The sequence below is a fragment of the Protofrankia sp. Cr1 genome, from assembly GCF_963555865.1.
In the GTDB taxonomy this organism is placed as follows: domain Bacteria; phylum Actinomycetota; class Actinomycetes; order Frankiales; family Frankiaceae; genus Protofrankia.
In genome coordinates this window covers 1-4,856 of the sequence record NZ_CAUVXO010000255.1, presented here as the reverse complement: position 1 = coordinate 4,856, position 4,856 = coordinate 1, and the positions used below count along the sequence as shown (strand labels likewise).

The window sequence follows — 4,856 nt, the reverse complement described above, 5'->3', positions numbered from 1 at the left end:
GCTGACCAGGGGGTTCCGACCCGCCCGCGCCGCGCGCGCCTTGTTGACATGGCCTCGGTTTTCCTGAAGGTTTCTCATGTCAGGTGCTCTCTCGGCGGTCTGGGTGAAGGTGAGGGGGCTGGGTTGGCGCTCGCTGCGGTCCGCGACCTGCGGGACCAGCGGCCATCGGCGGCGTCTGCCGATGAGTTGGCGATGTTCGAGACAGACGTGCTGGCGGGGTTCGTGCTCGCCCGGTCGTCGGCCGGGCTGACGGACGGGACGATCCGCGGCGACGTGGGGAATCTCGAGCAGATGCGGTCGTGGTTCGGCCGGGCGCTGTGGGAGATGGAGCCGGCCGATGCCGACGTCTATTTCGGCCGAGAGCTGCGGGGTTCGCCGAGCGGGACACGGCTGGCCAGGGCGGCGGCGCTGAGCACGTACTTCGAGTTTGTGGAGTTGCGCCACAAGGTCGAGCTCCACACGATGACCGGACGGATTGTTCAATGTCCGCTCGACGAGATGAACCGGCCGCGTGGGAGTAAAGACGCACGGCTGCGGATTCCGCCGGTGGACCGTGAGATAGCCGAGTTGTTCACAGGCTGGTCCCAGGAATTGGCGACGTGCCGGAAGTTCGCTCCCAGCGCCCGTAACTACGCCGCGTCGCGGTTGATGGCTGAGGTGGGGCTGCGGGTGAACGAGGCCCGCTCCCTGGATTTGGCGGACGTCCGATGGGAACTGGGCCGTTTCGGTAAGCTCCATGTCCGCCACGGCAAGGGCGCGCACGGTTCTGGTCCACGGGAACGAATGGTGCCGCTGATTAACCATGCGGGGCGGACGCTGCGCTGGTATATCGAGGACGTGTGGGGCCACTTCGACGAGGACCACACCCGCCCTGGCGCCCCGCTGTTCCCCTCCGAGCGCCATAACGCCGACGGAACACCCGCGCGCGTCGGCTATGACGCGCTGCGTTCGGGGCTGGCTGCCGCCACCGTCGGGTATTTGCCGACCTGGGCGGGTAGGCTGACGCCGCACGTTCTGCGTCACTACTGTGCCTCCCAGATGTATTTGAGCGGGGTCGATCTCATCTCGATCCAAGAAATGCTCGGGCATTCCTGGGTAGCGACCACGATGCGTTATGTTCATGTGCACCGCACCCGCATCGAGGATGCCTGGTCTGCCGGGCAGGAACGGGCCGCCGGACGACTGGAAGGGCTGATCCGATGAAGTGGAACCTGCGGCTCGCCGCCGCGAAACGCGACATCTGGAAGGCGTCCGAACTTCAGCGGGCGTTGGCCGAACACGGCCTGGTCATCTCCGCCGGGAAAATGTCGGGCCTGTGGTCGGGGCAACCCGTGTCCCTCAAACTCGACGATCTTGATGTGATCTGCGTCGTGTTGAACTGCGCGATCGGGGAACTGCTGATCCCCGAGCCGGTGAAGGTGACGCGACCGGGCCAGGTCGACACACCACAGGCCGCCGCCAGTTCGGCTGCCACAGTGGTGCCACGCCGCCGTGACGGCCGCTCGATGCCGCCGGTCTGATCGAATATGGCGCCCCACCCCCGGAGGTTCAACAGCGTCCCCAGGACGGTGACTACGTGTGTCTCGTGCCTGGCCTGGGGGCAGACATACTGGGACGGGATGTGCCGGGCCTGCTACGACTTCGTCTTGCCTCGCTACGACCACGGTGTCGGCCAGTGCGGAGCCTGCCGGCGACGGGAGCCGTTGAAGAAGGGCTTCTGCCGGTTGTGCTGGTGTCAGGCACGGCTGGAACGCACCACGGGCACCTACACCGTGCTGTTGCCCCACGTTCGCCTGGTCCGTCATCACCAGCTGTTCTTCGCGGACATGGCGGGCTACCGGGACACCCATACCCGCCCGCCGCGTTTCGACGCGACCGGCCGTAAACCCCCGCCCCGACCGGCGGCCCGGCCGGACACCGGCCACCTCCAGCCGGCGCTGTCCGACGAGGTGGTTCGCCGGCACTACCGGTACGGGCGTGTCGACCTGCGCCGGGAACCGGCACCGGATAACCCGTGGCTGGCCTGGGGCCTGTATCTCGCCCATAACCTCGCCGAGCAAAGAGGCTGGGGATCGTTCGTCCGAGGTGGCATGCAACGGACCCTGGTCATGCTGCTGGCCGGCCATACCGACGGAGATCTGATCCGGGTCAGCGACTTCTACGAGGTCGTCGCCGAACACACCACGAACATCGACGACACCGTCGAGATCCTCACGGTCATGGGCGTCGTCCTCGATGACCGGCAACCGGCGTTCGACCGGTGGCTGCACGCCGAACTCGCCGGGCTCCCCCCAGCGATCCGCAGGGACACCGATACCTGGGCCACGATGTTGCGTTACGGCGGCCCGCGGAACCGGGCCCGCGCGCCGGGCACCGCCGCCAGCTACCTGCACACCATCCGACCCGCCCTGACGGTCTGGTCGACCCGCTACGACCACCTGCGTGAAGTCACCCATGACGACGTCGTCGCCTATCTCGACACGCTGACCGGCTTTCCACGAGCGAGGACCACCACAGCCCTGCGGTCGCTGTTCGCGTGGGCGAAACGCGCGAACATCATCTTCCGTAACCCCGCTGTCCACCTGCGCGTCCCACAGCGGGAAGACCCGGTCTGGCAGCCCTTGCGCCCGGACGAACTCGCCCGCACGGTCACGGCGGCCACGACCGTGCACGCCCGCCTGTTCGTCGCGCTCGCCGCCGTCCACGCCGCCCGGGTCGGACAGATCCGCGCCCTGCAACTCGACGACGTCGATCTCGGTAACCGCCGCCTCACCATCGCCGGCCGCGACCGGCCACTGGACGACCTCACCCACCGGACCCTCCTGGCCTGGCTGGAGCACCGCCGCACCCGCTGGCCGAACACCGCCAACCTCCATCTGGTCATCAGCCCGTGCACCGCCGGAGGACTCGGACCCGTCAGCTACCCCTTTCTCGCCCGCCCCCTGCGCGGCCTGCCCGCCACCCTCGACCGGCTGCGGGTCGATCGCCAACTCGAGGAAGCACTCACCTCCGGCGCCGACCCGCTGCACGTCGCCGCGGTCTTCGGCGTCAGCGACGCCGCCGCGATCCGCTACGCGGACAACGCACGCCACCTCCTGGCGCGCCCTCACGAGACCGACCCGCTGGAGTCACCGCGAACCCAAGCGCCCAGACCCGGCGACGAGCCCGACGGACACTCGGGTTCCGGCTGAAAACCCTTCAGTTTCTCTGAACTCGCGGAAGTTCCGACAGTGCCGAGCAGTAGCAGGTCGGAGTGCACCCTCTGGGCCGCCACCCCCCTCGGGACGGGCGTGGCGGGCCGGTCGAGCTGGCCGAGGGGGACCTCCAGCAGCACGATGCGGTCGAGCAGCGCGAGCCCGCTGCGCCCGGCGGCGGCGGTCAGCTCGATGGTCGGGTCGATCAGCCAGCCGCCGCGGCTGTCGCTGCGGGTGACGACCGCCAGGGTGCCGTCCGGGGTCAGGAGCCCGCCCCAGGCGATGCGGGTGAACCAGCCGAGCCGGGTCGGGGCGACGACCGTGACGACGACCGCGTGGCGGTCGGCGTCCGGTCCGGGACCGGACGCCAGCCCGGGTCCGGGTCCGGACTCCGACCGCTGTGCGGTCGGGTCGGCGGGCGCGGTCCGGACCTGGACGGCCCGGCCGAGTCGAGCGACGGTCCAGGCGGTCTCGGTCAGCTCCTCGCTCGTGTCGTCATCGTCGGTGTCGTCGAGCGGCCCCGCGTCCGCCGGCGGAGGCTCGGTCAGCAGCAGGACCCGGTCACCGGGACGCGTCGCGGTGGCGACGATCCGCTCCACGGCGGCCTGGAGCCAGCCGGCCGGTCGCTGGTCGGGGTCGGTCGGCGGGCACGGCCAGACGGTCGCGGGGCGGCTCGGGGGGACGATGGGGCGGGGGTCCCAGTCATAGTCAGATGGCGTCGGCATCGGTCTCCTGCCTTTTACGACGAGGAATTCGCGGTCGTAAAAGGAGACCGGTTTTTGGGCTGTTTTTTGCCACCGAGCCCACGACTTTTTCAAGATTTTTTCCGCTGGCATCGGTCTAGTCCGAGAGGACTATTCGACGCTGGCAGATCGCTGGCAGGGGTTCGGCTGCCGGGCCGGAAAATTTTTCAAGATTTTTCTTGTGGGTGCAAGCGTGGCCTGGTCGGGCGGTGCTGGCAGCTTCTCCGTGGATGCCAGCAGACTGCCAGCGTCGTCACAGCGACGCAGGTCACAGGGCCGCTGGCAGGTCGCTGGGGCGTGCTGGCATCCCGGCCGCACACCGGACGGGTGAAAATGCCGGCGCGGGATCGCTGTGCTTGTGCTGGCTGCCAGCAGCCCCGTTGGGCATTTCCTGGGAGATCGTTCTGGCTTTTCGCTGGCATCTGTGTGGCGTCCTTCATGGTGTCCGATTCCCATGACACCGAAGGACGGCGGCAATGCCCGAAGAAACGTCTTCCCTTCCTCCGCACACGGCCAGCAAGAATGCGGCAACATGGCCCCTGGCGACCCTCCGGGACTGCTTCGCGCTGCTGGTCGCAGGCCCTGCGCCGCTGGCCCTGGACGGCACGCCGCTGCCCGGCCTGCCCGACCGGCTGGTGGCTTTGGACGAGCTGCGCGACCGGCTGCTGGCCCGATCCTGCCCGCAGGCCACCCGCGACGCCGCGTGGGCGGCGGTTATCCGCCGCTCCCGCCGGCACGGCGGCGCGTGGACGGTGGGCGCCGCCGGGATGGCGCTCCCCGCGCTGCGGGCGATCTCGGTCCGGCTCGGCGGCCACGGCGACCTCGACCCGACGGACGTGCAGGCGGAGGTCCTGACCGGGTTCCTCACCGCACTCGCCACCACCGGCCTCGACCTGCCGCGCATCGCGGTGCGGCTGCG

4 protein-coding genes and 1 pseudogene are annotated in these 4,856 nt (G+C 69.3%); 4 read left to right on the top strand and 1 reads right to left on the bottom strand.

The window, feature by feature from the left end:
• Window positions 1-123: 123 nt before the first annotated feature.
• The 3 genes from U9980_RS18110 to U9980_RS18100 are packed head-to-tail and all read left to right on the top strand — an operon-like array spanning window position 124 to window position 3,191.
• On the top strand, window positions 124-1,203 hold the full coding sequence (locus U9980_RS18110; protein ID WP_416210312.1) for a tyrosine-type recombinase/integrase: 1,080 nt from the start codon (window positions 124-126) through the stop codon (window positions 1,201-1,203).
• On the top strand, window positions 1,200-1,520 hold the full coding sequence (locus tag U9980_RS18105; RefSeq protein ID WP_322769003.1) for a helix-turn-helix transcriptional regulator: 321 nt from the start codon (window positions 1,200-1,202) through the stop codon (window positions 1,518-1,520). Before U9980_RS18110 ends, U9980_RS18105 begins: the two co-directional genes overlap by 4 nt.
• Window positions 1,521-1,568: 48 nt before the next feature.
• Window positions 1,569-3,191: a tyrosine-type recombinase/integrase gene (locus U9980_RS18100; RefSeq protein ID WP_322769002.1), complete on the top strand. Its 1,623-nt coding sequence runs from the start codon at window positions 1,569-1,571 to the stop codon at window positions 3,189-3,191.
• Here the strand turns inward: U9980_RS18100 and U9980_RS18095 are convergent.
• Window positions 3,107-3,919: a hypothetical protein gene (locus U9980_RS18095; RefSeq protein ID WP_322769001.1), complete on the bottom strand. Its 813-nt coding sequence runs from the start codon at window positions 3,917-3,919 to the stop codon at window positions 3,107-3,109. The genes U9980_RS18100 and U9980_RS18095 overlap by 85 nt on opposite strands.
• 494 nt (window positions 3,920-4,413) lie before the next feature.
• On the opposite strand from U9980_RS18095, the pseudogene U9980_RS18090 reads away from it, so the two are divergent.
• Window positions 4,414-4,856, top strand: a pseudogene (locus tag U9980_RS18090) (hypothetical protein); the annotation flags it as partial.

Coding starts and splice junctions, on each gene's coding strand:
- U9980_RS18105 (WP_322769003.1), top strand. CDS start 1,200: ATGAAGTGGAACCTGCGGCTCGCCGCCGCGAAACGCGACATCTGGAAG.
- U9980_RS18095 (WP_322769001.1), bottom strand. CDS start 3,919: ATGCCGACGCCATCTGACTATGACTGGGACCCCCGCCCCATCGTCCCC.